This window comes from Rhizobium sp. LjRoot258 (assembly GCF_964254185.1).
In the GTDB taxonomy this organism is placed as follows: domain Bacteria; phylum Pseudomonadota; class Alphaproteobacteria; order Rhizobiales; family Rhizobiaceae; genus Rhizobium.
The window spans coordinates 1,272,491-1,292,592 of the sequence record NZ_CAXUST020000002.1; the positions used below are offsets into that span (position 1 = coordinate 1,272,491).

Annotated in this window: 20 protein-coding genes; 8 read left to right on the forward strand and 12 right to left on the reverse strand. The window is 59.9% G+C overall.

Annotated elements, in window-relative coordinates:
• Positions 1 to 25: 25 nt before the first annotated feature.
• Positions 26 to 1,003: a substrate-binding domain-containing protein gene (locus ACSQ9D_RS26760; protein WP_436284861.1), complete on the forward strand. Its 978-nt coding sequence runs from the start codon at positions 26 to 28 to the stop codon at positions 1,001 to 1,003.
• Between the two features lie 57 nt (positions 1,004 to 1,060).
• On the opposite strand, the gene ACSQ9D_RS26765 is transcribed toward ACSQ9D_RS26760, so the two are convergent.
• Genes ACSQ9D_RS26765 through ACSQ9D_RS26785 form a run of 5 tightly spaced genes read right to left on the reverse strand, consistent with a single transcriptional unit; the run spans position 1,061 to position 6,100 of the window.
• Positions 1,061 to 2,326: an ABC transporter substrate-binding protein gene (locus ACSQ9D_RS26765; RefSeq protein ID WP_436284862.1), complete on the reverse strand. Its 1,266-nt coding sequence runs from the start codon at positions 2,324 to 2,326 to the stop codon at positions 1,061 to 1,063.
• Between the two features lie 25 nt (positions 2,327 to 2,351).
• Entirely contained in the window at positions 2,352 to 3,188 is an 837-nt protein-coding gene (locus tag ACSQ9D_RS26770; protein WP_436284863.1) for a carbohydrate ABC transporter permease, read from the reverse strand.
• The gene (locus tag ACSQ9D_RS26775) at positions 3,185 to 4,114 is read right to left on the reverse strand and encodes a carbohydrate ABC transporter permease (RefSeq protein WP_436284864.1); all 930 of its coding nucleotides are present in this window, start codon (positions 4,112 to 4,114) and stop codon (positions 3,185 to 3,187) included. The genes ACSQ9D_RS26770 and ACSQ9D_RS26775 overlap by 4 nt, the downstream gene beginning before the upstream one ends.
• Positions 4,107 to 5,276 carry an ABC transporter ATP-binding protein gene (locus tag ACSQ9D_RS26780; RefSeq protein ID WP_436284865.1) on the reverse strand — a complete coding sequence of 390 codons (1,170 nt, stop codon included), beginning with the start codon at positions 5,274 to 5,276 and terminating at the stop codon, positions 4,107 to 4,109. Before ACSQ9D_RS26780 ends, ACSQ9D_RS26775 begins: the two co-directional genes overlap by 8 nt.
• Complete coding sequence (locus ACSQ9D_RS26785) at positions 5,273 to 6,100, reverse strand: metallophosphoesterase family protein (RefSeq protein WP_436285183.1); 828 nt, start codon at positions 6,098 to 6,100, stop codon at positions 5,273 to 5,275. The genes ACSQ9D_RS26780 and ACSQ9D_RS26785 overlap by 4 nt, the downstream gene beginning before the upstream one ends.
• Before the next feature lie 305 nt (positions 6,101 to 6,405).
• On the opposite strand from ACSQ9D_RS26785, the gene ACSQ9D_RS26790 reads away from it, so the two are divergent.
• On the forward strand, positions 6,406 to 6,852 hold the full coding sequence (locus ACSQ9D_RS26790; protein WP_436284866.1) for an SRPBCC family protein: 447 nt from the start codon (positions 6,406 to 6,408) through the stop codon (positions 6,850 to 6,852).
• Between the two features lie 85 nt (positions 6,853 to 6,937).
• Positions 6,938 to 7,996, forward strand: a complete 1,059-nt coding sequence (locus ACSQ9D_RS26795) for an adenylate/guanylate cyclase domain-containing protein (protein WP_436285184.1) — start codon at positions 6,938 to 6,940, stop codon at positions 7,994 to 7,996.
• Between the two features lie 32 nt (positions 7,997 to 8,028).
• On the opposite strand, the gene ACSQ9D_RS26800 is transcribed toward ACSQ9D_RS26795, so the two are convergent.
• From ACSQ9D_RS26800 to ACSQ9D_RS26825, 6 genes are all read right to left on the reverse strand, one after another.
• Complete coding sequence (locus ACSQ9D_RS26800) at positions 8,029 to 8,466, reverse strand: GFA family protein (RefSeq protein ID WP_436284867.1); 438 nt, start codon at positions 8,464 to 8,466, stop codon at positions 8,029 to 8,031.
• A 122-nt stretch (positions 8,467 to 8,588) separates the two neighbouring features.
• Positions 8,589 to 9,167 carry a sugar transferase gene (locus ACSQ9D_RS26805; protein WP_436284868.1) on the reverse strand — a complete coding sequence of 193 codons (579 nt, stop codon included), beginning with the start codon at positions 9,165 to 9,167 and terminating at the stop codon, positions 8,589 to 8,591.
• Positions 9,168 to 9,211: 44 nt separating this feature from the next.
• Entirely contained in the window at positions 9,212 to 10,123 is a 912-nt protein-coding gene (locus ACSQ9D_RS26810) for an NAD-dependent epimerase/dehydratase family protein (protein WP_436284869.1), read from the reverse strand.
• 46 nt (positions 10,124 to 10,169) lie between these two features.
• Positions 10,170 to 12,095, reverse strand: a complete 1,926-nt coding sequence (locus ACSQ9D_RS26815; protein WP_436284870.1) for a polysaccharide biosynthesis protein — start codon at positions 12,093 to 12,095, stop codon at positions 10,170 to 10,172.
• Positions 12,096 to 12,100: 5 nt separating this feature from the next.
• The gene (locus ACSQ9D_RS26820; protein ID WP_436284871.1) at positions 12,101 to 13,471 is read right to left on the reverse strand and encodes an O-antigen ligase family protein; all 1,371 of its coding nucleotides are present in this window, start codon (positions 13,469 to 13,471) and stop codon (positions 12,101 to 12,103) included.
• The gene (locus ACSQ9D_RS26825; protein ID WP_051970725.1) at positions 13,468 to 14,247 is read right to left on the reverse strand and encodes a glycosyltransferase family 25 protein; all 780 of its coding nucleotides are present in this window, start codon (positions 14,245 to 14,247) and stop codon (positions 13,468 to 13,470) included. The genes ACSQ9D_RS26820 and ACSQ9D_RS26825 overlap by 4 nt, the downstream gene beginning before the upstream one ends.
• A 502-nt stretch (positions 14,248 to 14,749) precedes the next feature.
• Here ACSQ9D_RS26825 and ACSQ9D_RS26830 point away from each other — a divergent pair.
• From ACSQ9D_RS26830 to ACSQ9D_RS26840, 3 genes are all read left to right on the forward strand, one after another.
• Positions 14,750 to 15,523: a DeoR/GlpR family DNA-binding transcription regulator gene (locus ACSQ9D_RS26830; RefSeq protein ID WP_436285185.1), complete on the forward strand. Its 774-nt coding sequence runs from the start codon at positions 14,750 to 14,752 to the stop codon at positions 15,521 to 15,523.
• A gap of 52 nt (positions 15,524 to 15,575) precedes the next feature.
• Entirely contained in the window at positions 15,576 to 16,034 is a 459-nt protein-coding gene (locus ACSQ9D_RS26835) for a YbaK/EbsC family protein (protein ID WP_072375729.1), read from the forward strand.
• Positions 16,035 to 16,122: 88 nt separating this feature from the next.
• Positions 16,123 to 17,118 (forward strand): Tim44 domain-containing protein, encoded by a 996-nt coding sequence (locus tag ACSQ9D_RS26840; RefSeq protein WP_436284872.1) that lies wholly within the window; start codon positions 16,123 to 16,125, stop codon positions 17,116 to 17,118.
• 19 nt (positions 17,119 to 17,137) lie between these two features.
• Here the strand turns inward: ACSQ9D_RS26840 and ACSQ9D_RS26845 are convergent, their stop codons facing one another.
• A complete protein-coding gene (locus ACSQ9D_RS26845) occupies positions 17,138 to 17,803 on the reverse strand; it encodes a J domain-containing protein (RefSeq protein WP_368514770.1) in 666 nt (221 codons plus the stop codon).
• Positions 17,804 to 18,305: 502 nt separating this feature from the next.
• Between ACSQ9D_RS26845 and panC the strand changes: the two genes are divergently transcribed.
• Both panC and panB read left to right on the forward strand, forming a co-directional pair.
• Positions 18,306 to 19,181, forward strand: a complete 876-nt coding sequence (gene panC, locus ACSQ9D_RS26850; protein WP_436284873.1) for a pantoate--beta-alanine ligase — start codon at positions 18,306 to 18,308, stop codon at positions 19,179 to 19,181.
• Positions 19,181 to 20,002, forward strand: a complete 822-nt coding sequence (panB, locus tag ACSQ9D_RS26855) for a 3-methyl-2-oxobutanoate hydroxymethyltransferase (RefSeq protein ID WP_436284874.1) — start codon at positions 19,181 to 19,183, stop codon at positions 20,000 to 20,002. Before panC ends, panB begins: the two co-directional genes overlap by 1 nt.
• The last annotated feature ends 100 nt before the right edge of the window (positions 20,003 to 20,102 follow it).

Here is a 20,102-nt window from a genome sequence, read left to right on the forward strand (position 1 = left end):
AGGTTCGATGATTGGGGAAGCGCGCATGACCACGTTGCAACAAGTCGCGCAAAGAGCTGGTTGTTCGCTTGCGACGGCAAGCCGGGCCCTTAGTCTCAATGGCTCCGTCAGCGATGCGATGAGCCGGCGTGTTCGGCGCGCTGCCGCCGAGCTCGGCTACCGATCGACGGCCGCAGGCGGCAAGGTTGGCAGACGTCCCGTAATCGGGGTTCTGATCCCGAGCATCACGAATCCCGTCTTCTCCTCGTCCCTATCCGGCATCGAGAACAGGATGCTGGTTGGAGGTCACGGGGTGCTGATTGCGCAATCACACTATGAGCCCGCGCGGGAAGCGGCTGCCATACAAACGTTGTTGAACGACCGGCCGACGGGACTGATCCTGACTTTGTGCGATCCATTGAACACCAGAAATCTGCCGTCATCCATGCCCCCGACCGTCCTCCTCGGCAACCTTCCGACGGAGCTGTTTCCGGCCGCCGTCACCGTCGACAACTTCGGTGCGGGATATGAAGCTACGAAAATGCTGACCGCACTTGGCCATAAAGCGATCCTGTTTGTTTCCGGCACCTTTACCGCTTCCGATCGGGCGCGGTTACGGCATGACGGGTATCGGCAGGCGATGCTGGAGGACGGCATCGCAGCGTTGGATCCGGTACAGATTGCCTTCGTTGGTGGCTATGACCAGCTCGATTTGAGCGCAGTATTGGCAAGGTTTTCGCCAACCGCGATCATTGCCTCCAACGATCTCCTGGCTTTCGCCGTCATCGGAGCCTTGCGGCGCGAGGGACTTTGCGTGCCCCGCGATGTGTCGGTGGTCGGCTTCGACGGAATCGCCATCGGCCAGATGATGGATCCGCCGCTGACGACGATGGAAATGCCGGACGCGAGCATGGGGGCAACTGCGGCCTCGTTGCTCCTGGATATGGCCGAGAACGCTGCACCTGCGCGGCATTTCGATATCGCCTATTGCCTGCGGCGTGGTGGTACCGTTCGCGCGATCTGAAAACAAAACCACCGCCTCCAGGGAAGCGGTGGTCGTCGTCCTCATTCATCTTGGCGATCAGCTGCGTGGCAGCAGACGCTTTACGTCATCGGCAGCGTCGTCCAGTGCTTCTTGCGGGGTCGCGGACTGGTCGACGACACGCGAGGTGTTGTCGACGATCGTCTGCGTGACGCGAACCCCATTTGCGCCCGGGAAGGCGTACCACGGGATCATGCGCGGCATCTGCTTCAGGCCGGCCTGGAAGAGCGGGTTCTGCTTGTAGAAGTCACCGAGATATTCCGGAGATTTCGCGGCCAGCTCGTTGTTCGGCACATAGCCGGTGCCGGGCACGACGACCGAGGCGCCATAAGGGCCGGCGGCAAACTTGGCGAATTTCCAGGCGGCATCCTGCTTGGCGGCGTCATGGGTCAAGATGACGACCGCGTTGCCGCCGGTCGGCAGCTTGCCATTCACCGGATCGATTAGCGGGATTTCGGCCGTGCGCAGGTCGAACTTGCCGCCGACGTTCTTGACCGTGTTGCGCAACGCGCCGGTCGTCTGGAAGGCAAAGCCAACCTTGCCGGCAACGAAGGCCTGCTCACCGGCGGCCTTGGTGAAAACCGGCATGCCGGCTTCCTTGACCATGCGGTCGATGATGGTCATTGCCTTCTGGCCTTGCGGACCGTTGAAGGCGACGCTGCTTTCGTCTTCGCCCAGCATCTTTCCGCCGGCGCCAAACAGCAGCGCGGAGAACATCCAGTCGTCACCCTGCCAGCGGAAGTCGATCGAATCGACGCCGTTGCCGAGCGCCTTGATCTTGGCGCCAAGTTCGATGACCTCGTCCCAGGTCTTCGGCGGATTGTCCGGGTTGCCGCCGGCGGCCTTCAGGAGATCGGCATTGTAATACATGATCGGGTTTGAGGTCGCGAAGGCGAGGCCGACCTGCTTGCCGTTCACCTGGGCGAGCTTCAGGATGTTGTCAGAGAAGCCCTGGTCCGCCATGCTTTTGTCCTTGGCGATCAGCGGGCCCATGTCGACCGGGATGTCGCGCTCATTGGCCATACGCAGACGGTTGAGACCGATGAAGGTCAGGTCCGGCATCTCGGCCGTGCCGGCCTGGCGCATGATCGTCTGGATGCCTTCCTCGTAGGTCGCCGACGGGTTGGCGAACTGGATCTTGATATCCGGGTTTTCTTCCATGAACTTCTTCGAGATCGTGTCCATCACGTCCTTGAAGAAACCGGGCATCGGATAATGCACGGTCAGTGTCGTCTCGGCATGGGCCGGAAGCGACACCGTCATGGCGACCGCCGCGGCGGCGAGGATCTGGGTGAAATGCTTCATCGCGTGGCTCCTGGTTTAGGACCGGTCAGCCCTTGAGACCGGTCATGGTGATACCCTCGACGAAGCGTTTCTGTGCCAGCAGGAAGGCGGCGACGAGGGGGAAGGTGATGATGAGAGTGGCTGCCATCAGCGCGCCGTAGTCGTCGCCGGCCTCCGCGGCGCGGAAATAGAGAAGCCCGAGCGGCGGTGTGGCATAGGCCTGGTTCGAGATGACGATCAGCGGCCAGTAGAGATCGTTCCAATGGGCCACGACCGAGAAGATCGCAAAGGCGGTGATCGCCGGCCACGCATTCGGTACGATGACGCGCGCGATGACGCCGACCTCCGTCATGCCGTCAAGGCGCGCTGCATGGATCAGGTCATCCGGCATGGAGCGGAAGAACTGCAGGAACAGGAAGATCCCGAAAACCGAGATGGTGAAGGGCGCAACCAATGCGACGTAGCTGTTCAGGCCCCCCACCTTGTCGAAGGCGACATAAAGCGGCAGCGCGGTCGCATGGATGGGAACCAGCAGGCCGAGCATGACGAACACCATCATGACGCGGGCCGCTCGGAATTTGAGCTTCGCCATGGCATAGGCACAGGGGACCGCGATTGTCACCTGGATGACAAGGATCAGCAGGCAGACAATCACGCCGTTGAAAAGCAGGTTGCCCATCGAGACGCGCGACAAGGCCTTTGTGAAGTTCTGGACGTAAAACCAGTGTTGCGGGACGAGCGACAACGAGGACGTGAAGATGTCGCTCTGAGCCTTGCCGGCTGTCGAGACCATGAAAATATAGGGTGCGAGGAAAACGAGCGCGCCAAGGCTCAAAATTGACAGCCGAATGATCCGGGCGAGGGGAAAGGTTTCAGCGTTCATGTGTAGTGCACCTGCCGGTCCTGGATCCGGTACTGCAGGAACATCAGGACGACCAGAATGGCGAGGAAGACGACGGTCATGGCCGAGGCATAGCCGACGCGCAGATAGACGAAGCCCTCCTGGTAGATCGTAAAAAGAAGTACCTCGGAGGCCTTGTTCGGGCCGCCCTCGGTGAGCGTCTTGACCGTTTCGAAGACTTTGACGGAGTTGATGATGCTGATCGTCGTCACGAAAAGTGTTGTCGGCCCAAGCATCGGCCAGGTGACGAGACAGAAGCGATCCAAGCCCGAGCGGGCCCCGTCGACGTCGGCGGCGGCATAGAGTTCGCGGGGGATGGCGCTCAGACCTGCCAGGAAGAGCACCAAGATAAAGCCCACCGATTGCCAGATGCCGATGATCGATAGACCGAAAAGCACGGTGCTCGATGCACCGAGCCAGTTCGGCCCGTGGATGCCGATTTGAGCAAGCATCGCGTTGATCGGCCCGATGGTCGGATGGAAGAGATATTGCCAGACCGTCGCCATGGCGACGAGCAACGAGGCGACGGGCATGAAAAAGGCGGTCCTGAAGAAGGAGCGGCCGATGCCCTCGGCTTCGATCAGCATGGCAAGGCCAAGCGCCAGGACGATCGAGACGGGTGTGACGATCGCCGTATAGACCGTCGTATTCCAGAGCGAGCGCCTGAAGGTGCGATCGGAAAAGAGCTCTGCGTAGTTTTCGAAGCCGACGAACTTGAAGCCCGCATAGCCGAGCTCGAAATCGGAAAAGCCGAGCGCGATCACGGCTGCAACCGGCAGAAGGATGAACAGCAAGACGAGCGCCATCGCCGGCAGAGACAGCAACCAGGCCGTCCTGGCTTCATGGCGCTCGGCGGTCCTGGACGGGGCGTGTCCGATGACGCCGGAGGCTGCGACATTGTCAGCCATGCGCAGTCTCCGGTGCAACAGCGGTCGTCCACGGCGTTGCGGGCTGGCGTGCTCCGTCGGCGCCGAACACAAGAATATGCTCGCCGGCAACATGCAGGTGGATCGGCATGCCGGCGGCAAGGCCAGTGCCTTCGGAGGGCGAGACCTTGGCGATCATGGTTTCGCCGATCGCATCCAGACGGCTATAGACGATGATCTCAGACCCGAGGAATTCGACGCGCTCGACGCGGGCCTGCAGGCCGCCATCACCGCCGCGCGCGATGCGGACGAATTCCGGGCGAATGCCGAGCGTCACCGCCGCGCCGGGCGAAAGGGAGCAGTTGGAAAGCGCGCAGCGAACGTTGCCCAGAGCCACCGTCGAATCCGCCTCGACCTGCGAGGGCAGAAGATTGATGCGCGGCTGGCCGATGAACTTTGCGACGTCAATATGCTGCGGATCGTCGTAGATAACTTGCGGTGGCGAAAGCTGGAGGAGCGCACCGCCAATCATCACGGCGACCCGGTCTGCCATGGAAAGTGCTTCGGCTTGGTCATGGGTGACGTAAAGGGTCGGTACCCCGGCGCGGCGATGCAGTTCGACGATCTCGCCACGGGCATGCACACGCAGGTTGGCGTCGAGGTTGGAAAGCGGCTCGTCCATCAAAAACGCCGCCGGCTGGCGCACCATGGCACGGCCAAGTGCAACGCGCTGGCGCTGTCCGCCGGACATCTGGCCAGGCTTGCGGTCGAGAAGGTGATCGATCTTCAAAGAAGCCGCCATGCTGCGCACATCCCGCTTGATGTCGGCGATCGCCTTGCGCTGGCCGGGTATCAGCGACCCGATGACGGGCAGGCGCTGGGCGCGCGTCAGCCGGCGCATGACGAGCGGCACGGCGATATTCTGGGCGGCGGTCAGATGCGGATAGAGCGCATAGGATTGGAAAACCATCGCAATGTTGCGCTCGGCTGCCTTGAGGGTACTGATGTCCCTGTTCGCAACTTTGATCTCGCCGCCATCGGCGGTCTCGAGACCAGCTAGGATGCGCAGCAACGTGCTCTTGCCGCAGCCGGATGGACCGACAAGTGCGATGAATTCGCCCGGCTCCGCATCAAGGCTGACGCCTTTCAGGATCGGGTTGCCGCCAAAGGATTTACGGATGCCACGAAGGGATAGGGCGCTCATTCAGCCATCTCCTTATTGACGGCTTTCGGATAGACCTCGTGCACCACTTCATCGAGCACATGCGCCGTCATGCCCGGCACGGCGACGATCTCGCTTGTGACCTCGTCGCCGAGTGTGTGGATGACAGCGCCGACGAGACGTTCGCCCGGCATTGCACGCTCGATCTTGTCGATGATGAAGGCAGCCGACGGACCCCAGACAAGCGAGGTGTTTTCGAAGCGGCCCTGCCAGGCCCAGTGAAGATGACCACTGGCAAAGAGCGGCACGTCGTGGCTAGCAATCAGATCGTAGAGCCGCCTGCGCTGGCTCGGGCGGACGGACCAGTAGCCGGTATCGCCTTCATGCGGCTCGTCAACGAAAAGCGGCTTATGGGCAAACAGCGCCAGCCGACGACCGTTGCGTTCGTTGAATGCTGTCTGCAACCACTCAAACTGCGCTTCCTCCTCATCGTCCTCGTGGCCAAGAAGCAGGGAGTTGAGGCCGATGAGGCGCCAGCCATTCGCGTCGTCGATCCAGCGGTCGTCACCGGCAAGCGCGCGCCAGCGCTGCAGACGCTCTGCAGTCACCGGCTGATCCGAGCCTGGCAGGTGGCCGACATCGTGATTTCCCGGCACGATGAGCATCGGGACCGACGTCTGGCGCATCAGATCCATGCAGAAGGTGATGTCGCCTTCCTTGTCGGCGCCGTCGACGGTGAGATCGCCGGTATGGACGACGAGGTCAGCATCCGTTGCCTCGATCCAATTCACAAGAGGCGCCCAGTTGTCGTTGAAATGCGCCTTCTCGGGGCTGAAGTGAGTGTCGGTGATCTGGATGATTTTCACGGGGGCTGCTCTCTGGTTCGGGAGCGTGCCCAACGACGAGACACGCTTCTTTGCAGCCTCTTTAATGCTGGCCTGTGTCAGGCCCGTAACACCGTTTTCCACCGCCGTTTCTTTTTCGTCGCACAACTGTCACGCAGATGAGGGTGTTCGGTTCCGGGTTGAACTGGTGCGCGGCCGTGCAATCGGGGCGCAGTGGTGTACTTGTTGCGGCAGCCCTCCTGCCTATCTCCCTTCAGGTGAGAATTCACGAAAGGCGCCGATTAGCCCGTCGGCGGATCAGATTGCAGCAGCCAGAGGAGAAGTTGATGCAAGAGCCCCTTGTCGTCCACCGCGAGACCCACATTTCGGCCCCGCCTTCCGCGGTTTTTGCCTTGCTCACCGATCCCGAAAAGATCCTGCGCTGGATGGGGACTGAGGCACAAGTCGAGCCTCAGCCAGGTGGCCTTTATCTTGTCAACGTTACCGGCGCTCGCTTCGCGCGGGGCTCCTTCCGAGAGGTTGTACCTGTCCACCGGCTCGCCTACAGCTTTGGCTGGGACGGGAGCGAGATTGTACCGCCCGGATCGAGTTTGGTGGAGATAGACCTGATCGAGAAGCCGGATGGAACCCTGTTGCGGTTGACCCATACCGGATTGCCGAATGCCGAGCAGTGTGCCGGACATGCGGAAGGCTGGGAGCATTATATCGCCAGACTGGCGGAATACGCGGCCGGGCGCGATCCGGGCCCGGATCCCTGGTCCGGTCGGGTTTGATGGTTTTTCTCCAGTTCCGTCGGCTCTGCGGCGAGCAGATTGACCCGCGGGTGACAGCTTTCAGTTGACATGGCATGATCTAGGCATGGATCTGCCCACCTCCCTTGCATGGCTGGTCGACGAAGCCGGCGCATCGCCGGATCCCGAGTGGTACCTGGCCGAATTGGGCCGCAGGCTGCTGACAGACGGGTTGCCGCTGGCAGGCGGCGCCCTGACACTGGCGGCACCGCACCCCATCATCGCGCGCCGCACGTGGTTGTGGCGGGCCGAAACCGGAGCCGTGATCGAGGCTTTAAGCTTCACCGATGTTTCACACAATCCGGCCGGGCATGAATGGCTGACTGGCCTTGGACCAGTCCAGGAGGATACGGTGGGACTGCCGCCGGATAGCCCAGTTCTGGGGTGGGCTGGAACGCGGGCGTTTACCGCGGCCGAGGCAGGCAAACTGCACGAGGCGGCACGCTTTGCGGCACCATCCCTGGTGGCGCTGGCGGCAAGGACAGGGTTGGCCGCGCTGCTAGAGGCCTATCTCGGTCGACGAAGCGCCGCCCGCGTGCAGGCCGGTGCTCTGTCTCGCGGCACCGGCGAGACGATACGGGCGGCTTTGCTGTGCGCGGATCTGCGCGACTTCACGGCGCTCTCCGAGGCGACGGAACCTGCGGTGATGATCGCCTCGCTCGACGCCTGGTTTGATCGCATAGCCGGTGCGGTCCACGCTTTCGGCGGTGAGGTGTTGAAGTTCATGGGAGATGGGGTACTGGCAATCTTCCCCGTCACGACCACGCCCGGCGAGGCATGCGAGGCGGCATTGCGCGCGGTTGCTTCTGCCCGTGCCGGCATGGCCCATCTCGATACCGTGCGCCAAAACCAGGGGTTGCCGCCACTCCCCTTCGGTGTGGCACTCCATTTCGGGGAGATCCTCTGGGGCAATATCGGCGCCGCCGACCGGCTGGATTTCACTGCGATCGGGCCGGCCGTCAATCTGGTCAGCCGGCTTGAAGGGCTATGCAAGCCTCTGGGGCTGACCGTGTTGCTTTCCGGCGCGGTCGCGGAAAGGACGACCGCCACGCTGGTTCCTGTGGGTTACCACGTGTTGCGCGGGATTGCTGCGCCCTGCGAGGTCTTTACGCTGCCCGAGGACTGAGACTGCCGCTGCGATGAGTTGTAGCCTCTTGCCTAGAACCAAACATCTGCGACCGTGCGCGCGTCCGGCGGCAGATCCTCGAAACTGTGGAGACCATCAAACCGCTGCAGCCGAACGTCGGCCACCTCAGCTGGTTCGGCGAGACGGAGGTTGACGGCGATTCTTGTCTCTCCGTTGCGACTTGGCCTCAAGGCGCGCCAGCTGATGAGGTTGCCGCAGCGACGACAGAAGTTGAAGGAAAGGCTCTGCGAGCCGCAAATATAAGCGGTAAGAGCGTCGGTTTCGTCTTCGACGTGAATTCCTTGGCCATCGTAGTCATAGGCCCACAGCACGCCATAGCGTCGGCAAACCGTGCAGTTACAGATCGTGGCATCTGGAATGGTGCCGCGAAATTCCCAGTGAACGGCTCCGCAATGACAGGAGCCGCGGGTTATTTTGGGCACGGCGCGATGTGCTTCGTCTGTGGTCATGCAATCCTCCCCCGACGATTGCCCGTCATTCTAACGCAGATGAACCGAGGCGTGTATAGCAAAGCACGCCCCGGCGGTCGCTGCTTAATCCGTTTGACGTTTTCAGGTTGTCCAGCCAGCTCCTACTTCGCGGCCGCATCTCCTGTTCCCCGCCCGGCCAAAGTGCTGATCACGAGGACAATGTCTTGCCAAAAACCAGCTTTTTGAATGTAGCGGGCGTCGGCTTCAGCGAGCGCATCGGGCGTCGACATGTCAATTCCTTGAAGCTGAGCCAGTCCCGTTATGCCAGGCCTCACGGAAAATACCTTGCGCTTGCGCCGTGCAGCGATGACGTCATGCTGCGTGGGAAGACACGGGCGAGGGCCGACGAAGCTCATCTCTCCGCGCAAAACGTTGATGAGCTGAGGTAGTTCGTCGAGCTTGTATGCCCGCAGTTTTCGGCCGAGCGGCGTGATCCAGGACAAAGCTGCATCATGAGAGCCGACATTGGGAGAACCTGCCGCCATCGTGCGAAATTTGATGCAAACAAACGGTACTTCGGCACGGCCGACCCGCTCCTGAAGAAACAGTGCGCCGCCAGGGGACGATCGACGCACGAGGACCACAAGGATAACCAGGACCGGAGCAAGAACGATAAGTCCGAGACACGCAGCGCAGATATCAAACAGTCGCTTCAAAGATCTGTTAAAGCCGTTGAGCATCGAAAGATTCAAGTTCCTGTATCAAACGTTGACGCCAAAAGCTCTCAAAGTGAGCGCTTCAAGGCGTTTCGCATATCAAAAGGCGGATTCCAGTCCAATAGCCCGCGCGTATCAGATATGTCCACTTCCAGCCAATCGGTAAGGCGGCTTACGAGCTCTCCTTTGCCCGTTGCCCGGCCAAGAATATGCAGAACGGCGCAAGGACAGGGAACCAATCTCGCCGGGCGTCCCATGGCAGCGGCCAGCCGCCGCAGCAGCTCGGGCGTCGAGACTGCCTCATCATCGCCTGCCAGCAGTATCTGGCCAGGCGCAGCGGGATGAAATACTGCCGTCACGATGAGATCGGTGAGATTTTCGACGTAGACCATGGACCTTCGATTGTCGATCGAAGCCATGGGAAGCGGAATTCCACTCCGAACGAGCTGCATGAGCGCGCGGAAGCTGCCTCCAACGCCGCGCCCATAGACCAGCGGTGGGCGAATGATGACGATCTCCATGCCAGTTGTCTTCGACAATGCCATCAGAGCTTGTTCTGCTTCAAGCTTTGACACGGCATACTCAGTCGTCGCATGAGGGAGGTCGTGCGGTGTGAATGGACGCCCCTTGACCGATCGTTCGCCATTCACCTTTATCGTGCTGATAAATATGAACCGTTTGACCCCATAGGCGGCCGCCTGTCGAGCAAGGTTGATTGTCCCTTCGGTGTTCACCGTCCGGAAAACTGCAGGTCCTGGGTTTGATCCATCGATGACATTCTGATTTGCCGCCGCAAGATGAATGACGGCATCGATGCCAACCAACGCGGCTTTCCAATCCGTCGCACCATCAATGTTGCCGACGGCAAAACACCCCGCGTGAGCGGCGCGGCCGGCCGCCCTGAATGCAAAGTCGCGGATGCGAAGTGCGTCCTGAAGATCCTGACCGACAAAGCCTGTCGCGCCGGTGATGAGTATCATACTCAGCTCCCAACAGACGGCAGCACGAACGCCTCGCCATAGGCCGTCACTGGGTGGCTCCCTGCCGAACGGAGACGAGGTCAACCACGCCGTCGAACGGATGATAGTCCTGGACAAGTGCGCTCAGAATGCGGCGCAGCCCCTCGACATCTCCCTCGTCGGCAGTGGAACTCAATTGCCGAAGTTTCGGCGTCAGTATCTCCCACTCGATAAACCGCTCCCGCGCACGCATGATTTTGGGATGTTCAGTTGGCTCGGGATTGTCGCCTATCAGCAGTTCTTCGTATAGCTTTTCTCCCGGCCGGAGGCCCGTCGTAACAATACGGATATCTCCCGACGGATTTCGTTCGTCTTCGATGGTCAAGCCGGACAGCTCCACCATGCGCCGGGCAAGATCGATAATTTTGACCGGCTCGCCCATGTCGAGGACGAAGACATCGCCTCCTTTGGCCATGGACCCGGCCTGAATGACGAGCTCGGTCGCTTCCGGCACCGTCATGAAGAAGCGCGTGATCTCGGGATGCGTTAACGTGATAGGGCCGCCCTGGCGAATTTGCTGGCGAAACAAGGGAACGACCGAACCGGAAGATCCCAATACGTTGCCAAACCGCACCATCGTGAGAACCGTCGAGGCGCCTTCGGCGGCCAATCCTTGAAGCGCCATTTCCGCGAGCCGTTTGGTGGCGCCCATGACGTTGGTTGGTCTGACGGCCTTGTCCGTACTGATCAATATGAACCTTTCTGCGCCGGTATCGATCGCTGCTCTCGCGACCGCAACAGTGCCAAAGATGTTCGTTTTGACCCCTTCGACCGGGTTCTTTTCGACCAGCGGTACATGCTTGTAGGCTGCCGCATGATAGACGGTGTCTGGTCGCCAGGTCTCCATAATCTTCTGGATCCGAAGCTCGTCGCAAACGTTTGCAAGCAGCGGCACGATCTGGAGCCCGGCGTCCGGGTTGTTGCCGGTAAGCTCGTTCTCCAAGGCATAGAGCCCATATTCATTTTGGTCGAGGATCAGCAATGCAGCCGGCTTCAGCCGAGCCAGTCCGCGGCAGAGTTCGCTGCCGATTGATCCGGCCGCGCCTGTCACGAGCACGACCCGTCCGCGGATGTTGCGTTCCAAGAGCGCTTGATCCGGCTGAACCGGCGTGCGACCCAACAGATCCTCAATATCCAGTTCCTGCAGATCGGTGAACTCCGCCTGGCCGCCGGCAAGGGCGTTCAGGTCGGGGACGGTGCGAACGGCAACGCGCGCGCCCCTGAGCTGCTCCAGGATTTCGTTGCGCCGCGACCGATCAATTTTAGGAAGCGCCAAGAGGATCGTGCGGACGTTCAGCCGCGCGCTCAATGCGACGATTTTCTCCGGATCGTAAACCGCAACGCCGCCAATGAGGCTCCCATGCAGGTTTTTGTCATCGTCGAGATAGCCGACGACCTTGAAATCGGCACTGCCGCTCAGCGCGCCGGCGACCTGCCTACCGCCGGATCCAGCACCATAGATGAGCATGTTCGTCTGCGTGTTCTGCCGCAGTATGCGCTTGTAAGCCTCACTCAGGAAATATCTTGCCATAAAGCGGTTTAGGCCGATCGCCAGCAGCAACAACAATGGCTGCATAATGCCGATCGTGCGTGGTATTCCCGGGAAGCTGATGGCAGTAAAAACCGCCATGAACGCAAGGCCGTAAATCGTTATGGCTTTGATCACCGTGATGAACGCCGACCAGCCGAGGAAGCGGAAGATTGCCCGGTAAAGACCCATTGTGATGAAGATCGGGAGCGCAATCACAAGGGACACTGGAATTGTGACGAGCTGCATACCCGTCAGCGTCACCCAGTCATTCAAGCGAAAGCAGAAGGCCAGCCAGATCGTCAGAATACAAAGGCACGAATCGACCAGCACCGCCAACGCCCGTTTGGTCGGCCTCGGCAGATCAAGAATGCTTTGAACATATCTGTCGGAAACCGCCCGCATCGGCCCTATCCCCGCAGATGCGCTGGGATTGCATTGGACGAATCGCCGGTAGGCAGAGCGACGTCACCGCGCTGGGCAATCGAAGCGGACCGCAGCCTTATCGAACAGGCAAAACACGTGGCGGCAAATAGCAGGGCGTAGGATTCGCCGATGGCAAGCCGGTTATTCGAATTGCTGAGGATCGTGAAGGCAAAGTAGACCGCGAACGTCAGGTAGCAAGCAAAAGCGCTCTTGCTGATCACGCCTGCCGATGAAGCTCGATAAACACGATAGATGGCCGAAATGACGATCAGCGCCAATATGGCGAGACCGGTAAAGCCATATCGGACCAGGATCTCAAGGTAGCCATTGTGCATCAGGGTGTAAGTCACACCGCGGTAAGGCGTTGTTTGCCAAATCGTAAGCCACCCGTTGCCGTTGCCGAAGGTCGGCGCAACGGATATGACGTCGATCGCGTTGGCCCACAGTTGCAGCCGCTCGTCCAGCGAGATAGGCGTGTCCGACGAGGCGATCGCGTCTTGCATAACGCGTTCCAGCGAAACGCCGCTATCGAGCCGCTCGACAATCATCACAACTGAATTGAGCGTGGCAGCGCCGAAGTGCGCCACGTTGTCACGAACCTCGTAGATGCCCCACGACAAAAGCAAAAGGCCGCTGATGGCGGCGACGAGCACAGTCTTTCGCCTGAGGTAGAAAAGCGTCGCTGCAATCATCAGGCCAAGCGCTGGCAGTAGCGCCAACCATACGCCCTTCGACTTGGCGCCATAAATATTGAAAATCGCGAGACCGATCACCGTCACGGCGATCGCTGAGACGACGGCCTTGGTGCGCGTCGAGCTGCCAATCTCCCACTGATGCAACGCCCAGTAAAAGGCCCCGATGAAGATAAAGCCGCACCCGACGGCTCCGTGAATAGAATTATGATGGAAAGCAGGGGACATCCGCTCGCCTGCCACGATCGCGGAAAATGGCGTCGAGACGATGAACAGGACAAGCGCACTGCAGAAGAACGCCAGCAAAATAGGCTTGATCAGATGCCAGCTCGTATGCAGCGCCAGGCCCATGGCAGGAAACAAGATCGCAAAAGCGTAGAGCCACTCGGATGCGCCTCTTTCACCGTCGACGATCAATCCGAAGAGAAATCTCGACAAAGCGAAGGCACCCCAGGCGACGCAGACGATCGCTAACCAGTCGGCCAACGACGCCCGCAAAGGGGCCTTACGAAGCATAAGGGACAGGCCCATGAGCAGGATGGCAGCGTATCGATAGAAATCGCTCTCGATCAACGTCACTGACATCATCCCCAGCCATAAGATGGCGATGACGACGTCGAGGGTTGCCGACTTCACCTGACTGTTAGATGTGGGTATTGTCATGATAGTGCATACCGTATTCGGCGGGCATACTCGATCAAGCGAAGAAAGTGCGTTCCGATTTTACGAACGCCTCGCAACTTCACGGCGCGGTATTGAGCCCTGTTGGCAATCTGGCTCACAGCTGAGCGTTCGGATAGTTCGACGATATTTTGCCGGACGGTATAGATGTTAACGCCCGTCTTCCATCCGCGCTCAAGGGTCATGTCGTAGGGAAATTCGATATTATTGGCGCTTTCAAGCAGCTTACGGGCGCCTTCGCGCGTGACGAGATAGCAAGCTGCGGACCCTTGCGGACCGTGCAGACAGCGCCCAATGGAATCTCCATACTCCGAGATGGCCACCGTTCGGCACCACTTCGACCTGTGATTGAGCAACTTTACCACCTCGGCGGAAGGCACCGCTTTTAAGATCGCAGCGGCCCTCAGCGTGAAATCCTGACGCAATTCCACGTCGTCTTCCATAATAATGGCGTTTTCAAAGTTGCTTGAGAGAAAAGCCTCCAGCGCCCTCATGTGAGCACGGTAGCAGCCATATTCGCCAGGCAGCATCTGCCGGCCATTCCGACGCAAGAACTCTTTTTCGTTGAATCCAGATCTTTGCGCTGCGGGGATCGCGCTCCCATCGACACCGGGGATTCGGTCGATCTGCATGCCAGCAAAGGTCGCCTGCGACGATACTTCCGCCCATCGCTTTGACGAGCTGTCCAGATTGATCACGTACGCACCGATCAGACGTTGCAAACGGTTCGTTCCTGTTGCTGTGTTCAATTTGAGCATCTGATCCGCGTCATCTGTGGCACTCTTTTGGCCCTTGCGCGCCCAGGAGATCATAGGAACAGCAAGTCGAGGGCCGCTTTCGACGGCTTGAATAGATAATATTTCTGCCCATCCTTATCTACAACAGCCTCTGCGTGTATGTCCACAATTGTGACAGCGACAATTGCTTGAACCACAACAAGCGCGCCACGGTTAGGAACCCTGCTGTGGTAAGCTCAAGCGCAAATGCAGCGCAATGTCTCCTATCGTCGTACTCGCGCGTCTTTGCAACCCCGATGTGGATCGCATGGGCAAATTCCCACCAATTTCGGGGTTTCGCTCCCCGGTTTTTGCTTGGACGGGCCGGGTGCGGTGCGCGCATCCCGTCGGAAGCGCCAGAGCAGACGAGACCGAAAGTCTGTCGCCGTCTCGTTGGTGCTGCCAATCGCTCTTGCGCGCGCTGGAGCCTCTGTTAAGCATTCTCATGTTGCGAAACGAAACGTAAATGAAAGAGGCCGAACCCATGTTCCTGAGCGATCGCCAAACGGAAATAGTCGGGATGGCCAAGTCGAACGGCCGCGTATTCGTCGAGGAACTCGCGACCCATTTCTCTGTCACACCGCAAACGATCCGCAAGGATCTGAACGACCTCTGCGATGCACAGATTCTCACGCGCGTTCATGGCGGCGCGACATTTCCAAGCGGCACCGAGAATGTAAAGTATGAGGCCAGACGCCAGATCGCCGCGACCGAAAAGCAGGCGATCGGCGTCGCGGCGGCGGGCCTTATTCCGAACAATGCCTCGCTTTTCATCAATATCGGCACGACGACGGAGGCTGTCGGTGAAGCGCTCACGAGCCATCACGAGCTGATGGTCATTACCAACAATATCAATGTTGCCAATAGACTGCGGCTGCTTCCGACCATCGAGGTTGTCATAGCCGGCGGTGTGGTGCGTGGTTCGGATGGCGGCATTGTGGGCGAGGCGGCCGTTGATTTCATCAGGCAGTTCAAGGTGGACTATGCCGTGATCGGCGCGTCGGCTATCGATGAGGACGGCGCGCTGCTTGACTACGACTTTCGCGAAGTGAAGGTGGCGCAAGCAATCATCGCCAACGCGCGGCATGTCATCCTTGTGGCCGATTCGACAAAATTCGAGCGGACTGCCCCGGTACGCATCGCGCAGCTTCCTCAAGTGCATACGTTCATCACCGATCGATGCATTACGCCTTCGATCCGTCGTCTCTGTCAGGAAAACAGCGTGAAGTTGATCGAAACTGGGTCGGCGCCCGCATAGGCACTGATAATTTGGGGTTCATTTGATCGGAGTCCTGCGCTAGCCTTTGGCCATGAGTCTAGAAACCGTTCGCGCGTTTTTCAGCGCCCATGCTCCCGATATCGAGATTGTCGAAACCGCCGAAAGTTCCTCGACGGTGGCGTTGGCTGCGGAGGCGCATGGGGTCGATCCCGCTCAGATCGCCAAGACGATCTGCCTGCGTGTCGGTGAGGAAACCATGTTGGTCGTTGCCGGCGGTCTGGCGCGGCTCGACAACAGGAAGTTCAAGGATACCTTCGGAGGCAAGGGCCGGATGCTTGGACCCGAGGAGGTCGTGGAGGTTACCAGCCATCCTGTTGGTGGTGTCTGCCCCTTCGGGTTGCCAAAGATTTTGCCGATCTACTGTGATGTTTCGCTGCGGCGATTTGATGAAGTTGTGCCGGCTGCCGGCTCCACCAACTCGGCCGTGCGCATATCGACCGAGCGCTTGGCAGAACTGACAGGGGCGACCTGGGTCGACGTGTGCCAATAAAGATCGGCGCGCCCAAGCTTCAAACCGGCAAAGCAGTCCCTATATAAGCTCCTGACATGCATTGGTTGTCATGACAGGAGAGATTTGGATGCCTCGTGCCGTTTCGCGTTTTGCCAAGATTGCGGCAATTGCCGTTCTGACAGGCGCTACCGTATTTGCCTCGATCGGCGAGGCCGATGCGCGCCGTGCGGGCAGCTCCGGGTTCGGCAGCCGTGGCACCCGGACGTTCCAGGCGCCGCCCGTCACGAGCACCGCGCCTTCGCCGGCTGCCCCAATCGAGCGCTCGATGACGCCTCGCTCGCAAACCAACGCGCCGTACGCTGGTCAACAGCCTCTCGGTACGCAAAGGCCCGGCCTCTTCAATGGTTTTGGAAGGTCGATGATCGGCGGCCTCATCGCTGGCGGACTTCTTGGGATGCTGCTCGGCCACGGTTTTGGCGGCGGCTTCGGATTCCTCGGGATGCTGTTGCAGATCGCCCTGATTGCGATTGCGATTTCCTTTGCCATGCGCTTCTTTGCCAATCGACGTCAACCGGCTTATGGCGGCCCAAGCCACGGGGGAACCAGCAACATGGCCCCGAGCGGCAACGCATCGTTTCAGATTCCCTCGATCGGGTCGGCGGCAGGTTTTGGGCAGCGGCAGGCAAACACGAAGCCGAATGACGAGATCGGCTTGAGCAAGCGCGATCTTGACCGCTTCGAGGAACTGCTGACAGAGGTGCAAACTGCCTACGGGGCCGAAGACTATGGCACATTGCGTCGCCTGACGACGCCCGAAGCCATGTCCTATCTTGCCGAGGAACTCGGGGAGAATGCGACGAACGGCGTACGCAACGACGTGTCGAACGTCAAGCTGCTGCAGGGCGATATTGCCGAAGCCTGGCGGGAAGATGGGGCGGACTACGCAACACTCGCCATGCGCTATTCTTCAATCGACGCTCTCGTCGAGCGGGCGAACGGCAAACTCGTCAGCGGTGATAGCAATCGGCCGACGGAAACGACGGAAGTCTGGACATTCGTGCGCAGGGGCGCAGACGAGTGGAAGCTTGCCGCAATCCAAGGCACGGACCAGCGCGCCGCGTAACCCACGCGGCGAACGCCCTTCAACCCTCTTGAGCAGCCGGGACGACCCAAAGCGGGCGATCGTCCCGCTTGTTGCGCAGGGCCGGCGCTGACTGATCCTCGACGGCAAGGCCTTCCTCGCCGTCGTGAACGTCGACTTCATAGGTATAATCGTAGAGCATTTCGCATGCGCGCTCGTTGGCCTTGATCTTGGCCTCGGTTTCGCTGATCGCCGTCGAAATTGCCTTGATACGGGCACGCAACATGGAGCCGAGGATATCGGTCGCCGGCCGCTTTTCCAGCCGTTCCAGGTGATGCTCGATGCGTGAGGCGTGACGCTCGAGTTCGCGCTTACTGAAACGCGCCTTGCGCATTTCCTCCGAAAGATCGGAGCGCATGCGGGCGAGTGGATCAAATGTGCCTGGCTCGCGTTCATCCAAGGTGAGCTGATTGACGAGCTTTTCGATCACCATAAGGGCCTGCAAGTCAATGGGATCGGCGAGCTCGACATCATAGCCCGTGTCATCAAACACCTTTCTGCGGACCGGATCCAACAGAAGCTCGTAGGCCTTCTGGACACGGCTGAACGCATCCGCGTCACCGCCGGAGTCTGGATGTGTCGTCTTCGCGCGACGCCGATAGGCGGCCTTCACCTGGTCGTCGGTTGCATCTCGCCGGACGCCAAGAATCTCATAAGGATTGGTCACCATCCCTCCGTCGCTTTCGGACATCGCCGTGACACCCATGAAGGGCATTCCGTCCATCGAGGCCTTCTTCTACCATCACTGGGGCGGAGTTTGGACAAAAAGAATAAACAAAGTCGCACGAGCGAACGGCGCACTGAGCCAGGCATTTTGATAGGAAGTTGCGAGAAAACCTTGAACATACGGGCAATTGCATCAGATGAGTGCGACAATACGCGCAAGTCTCTCGTCCCGAAGGTGACGCCGCCACAACGGATCCGGTATCCGATGTGCCGTTGCAGATCATCAACACTGACGCCGATTCGCATGAAAGGGTGACGGAGTGCGCCTGCTCGACGGCCAGGCTGAGGTGCCATAGCCGAAATACGAAAAATAACGCATGCCCGGCCTGCTGCTTAATCGTTATAATAACGCAGTCGCGTTGACGCTTTTCGTCAAATCGCGTTCTATCCGCCACCATTTGTCCGACCTGCGCTCAGGCTTCGGGGAATTCGGAGGAGGTTTTATGCGAACGATCCGCACGATCGCAGAATTGCGTGATCAGCTTGGCGCCTATCGGCGCAACGGCAAGACGATCGGCTTTGTGCCGACGATGGGATTCCTGCATGTCGGTCACATGGAGTTGGTCGCTCGCGCGCGCGCCGAAAACGACGTGAGCGTTGTATCGATCTTCGTCAACCCGCTGCAGTTCGGCGCCAACGAGGATCTGACCCAGTACCCGCGTGACCTGGCGCGCGACAGCGCAATGCTCGAGGCTGCCGGCGTCGATGTCCTGTTTGCACCTGACGTCAGCGAAATGTATCCGCGACCGATGCTGACGCTCGTCGATGTTCCAACGCTCGCAAACCAGCTGGAAGGGGAGGTCCGGCCAGGACATTTCGCGGGCGTGGCGACTGTCGTCACGAAACTTTTCAACCTCGTGCAGCCCGATCGCGCCTATTTTGGCGAGAAGGACTACCAGCAAGTGGCGCTGATCAAGCGGATGACCGAGGATCTCGCTCAGCCGGTTGGCATCGTTGCCGTGGGAACTGTGCGGGAAGCCGACGGGCTTGCTTGCTCGTCGCGCAATGTCTACCTCAGTGCGCGGGAACGGGCCGCGGCCGTTGTCGTGCCAAATGCCCTGGCAGAAGCCGAGCGGCTCTATGCGAAGGGCTGCGATAGCCCCGAGGAATTGGAGGCCGCGTTGAAGCAGTTCATCACGGCAGAGCCGCTTGCCACACCCGAAGTGGTCGCCGTGCGCCATCCTGAAACCCTTGAGCGCTTGTCCTCGCTGCAATCGGTGTCTGCGCTTGTCGCACTTTTTGTGCGCATCGGCACCACTCGGCTCCTCGACAACAGGGTCATCGGGGTCAAATCGATCAAGAATTCGAGGGCGGCATAGTGAGCACCCATAGCAAGCAGAAGCGGCTGACAACGGCCTCGATTCGCGCGATGAAGGGCAAGGACCGCGTCGTCTGCCTGACGGCCTACACGACGCCGATCGCCCGCCTGCTCGATCCCCACTGCGACCTTCTCCTTGTCGGCGATTCTCTTGGCATGGTGCTTTACGGCCTGGAAACGACGGTTGGCGTGACCCTCGACATGATGGTTGCCCATGGCCGCGCCGTCATGCGCGGCGCGTCGCATGCCTGCGTCATCGTTGATCTTCCCTTCGGCAGTTACCAGGAATCAAAGGAACAGGCGTTTCGCAGCGCCGTGCGGCTGATGCAGGAAACCGGATGCGATGGCGTCAAGCTGGAGGGCGGGGAGGAAATGGCGGCGACGATCGCCTTCCTGACTGCAAGAGGGGTCCCAGTTTTCGGCCACGTTGGGCTTATGCCGCAGCTTGTCAACACGGCCGGTGGCTTTCGCTCGCTCGGACATTCAGATGAGGAGGCGGCAAAGATTCGCCGCGACGCTCTGGCGGTCGCCGAGGCCGGAGCATTCGCGGTTGTTGTCGAGGGAACTGTCGAACCGGTTGCCCGCGACATCACTGCTTCGCTTGGCGTGCCAACCATCGGCATAGGCGCGTCGCCTGCCTGCGACGGGCAGGTCCTGGTGTCGGACGACATGCTCGGTCTTTTCAACGACTTCATGCCGCGGTTTGTCAAACGCTTTGCTAATCTGGGCCCACTCGTCTCTCAAGCCGCTGAGGCCTACGCCGAGGAGGTCCGAACCGGCCAATTTCCTGCCAAGGAGCATACGTTTCAACCGAGGCGGTAGGGCTCGCGCCTCGGGTCGGACTGCAGCGCCGAGCTTGGTCCGCCCTTGTGGGCGGGAATGGCCGTTGATCAAGACCACGTCGATGTCACTGGCGAGGCGC

Coding starts and splice junctions, on each gene's coding strand:
- ACSQ9D_RS26815 (WP_436284870.1), bottom strand. CDS start 12,095: ATGCGGGCGGTTTCCGACAGATATGTTCAAAGCATTCTTGATCTGCCG.
- ACSQ9D_RS26820 (WP_436284871.1), bottom strand. CDS start 13,471: ATGACAATACCCACATCTAACAGTCAGGTGAAGTCGGCAACCCTCGAC.
- ACSQ9D_RS26790 (WP_436284866.1), top strand. CDS start 6,406: ATGCAAGAGCCCCTTGTCGTCCACCGCGAGACCCACATTTCGGCCCCG.
- ACSQ9D_RS26805 (WP_436284868.1), bottom strand. CDS start 9,167: ATGCTCAACGGCTTTAACAGATCTTTGAAGCGACTGTTTGATATCTGC.
- ACSQ9D_RS26800 (WP_436284867.1), bottom strand. CDS start 8,466: ATGACCACAGACGAAGCACATCGCGCCGTGCCCAAAATAACCCGCGGC.
- ACSQ9D_RS26775 (WP_436284864.1), bottom strand. CDS start 4,114: ATGGCTGACAATGTCGCAGCCTCCGGCGTCATCGGACACGCCCCGTCC.
- ACSQ9D_RS26810 (WP_436284869.1), bottom strand. CDS start 10,123: ATGATACTCATCACCGGCGCGACAGGCTTTGTCGGTCAGGATCTTCAG.
- ACSQ9D_RS26795 (WP_436285184.1), top strand. CDS start 6,938: ATGGATCTGCCCACCTCCCTTGCATGGCTGGTCGACGAAGCCGGCGCA.
- ACSQ9D_RS26835 (WP_072375729.1), top strand. CDS start 15,576: ATGAGTCTAGAAACCGTTCGCGCGTTTTTCAGCGCCCATGCTCCCGAT.
- ACSQ9D_RS26765 (WP_436284862.1), bottom strand. CDS start 2,326: ATGAAGCATTTCACCCAGATCCTCGCCGCCGCGGCGGTCGCCATGACG.
- ACSQ9D_RS26825 (WP_051970725.1), bottom strand. CDS start 14,247: ATGCTCAAATTGAACACAGCAACAGGAACGAACCGTTTGCAACGTCTG.
- ACSQ9D_RS26770 (WP_436284863.1), bottom strand. CDS start 3,188: ATGAACGCTGAAACCTTTCCCCTCGCCCGGATCATTCGGCTGTCAATT.
- ACSQ9D_RS26840 (WP_436284872.1), top strand. CDS start 16,123: ATGCCTCGTGCCGTTTCGCGTTTTGCCAAGATTGCGGCAATTGCCGTT.
- ACSQ9D_RS26780 (WP_436284865.1), bottom strand. CDS start 5,276: ATGAGCGCCCTATCCCTTCGTGGCATCCGTAAATCCTTTGGCGGCAAC.
- ACSQ9D_RS26830 (WP_436285185.1), top strand. CDS start 14,750: ATGTTCCTGAGCGATCGCCAAACGGAAATAGTCGGGATGGCCAAGTCG.
- ACSQ9D_RS26760 (WP_436284861.1), top strand. CDS start 26: ATGACCACGTTGCAACAAGTCGCGCAAAGAGCTGGTTGTTCGCTTGCG.
- panC (WP_436284873.1), top strand. CDS start 18,306: ATGCGAACGATCCGCACGATCGCAGAATTGCGTGATCAGCTTGGCGCC.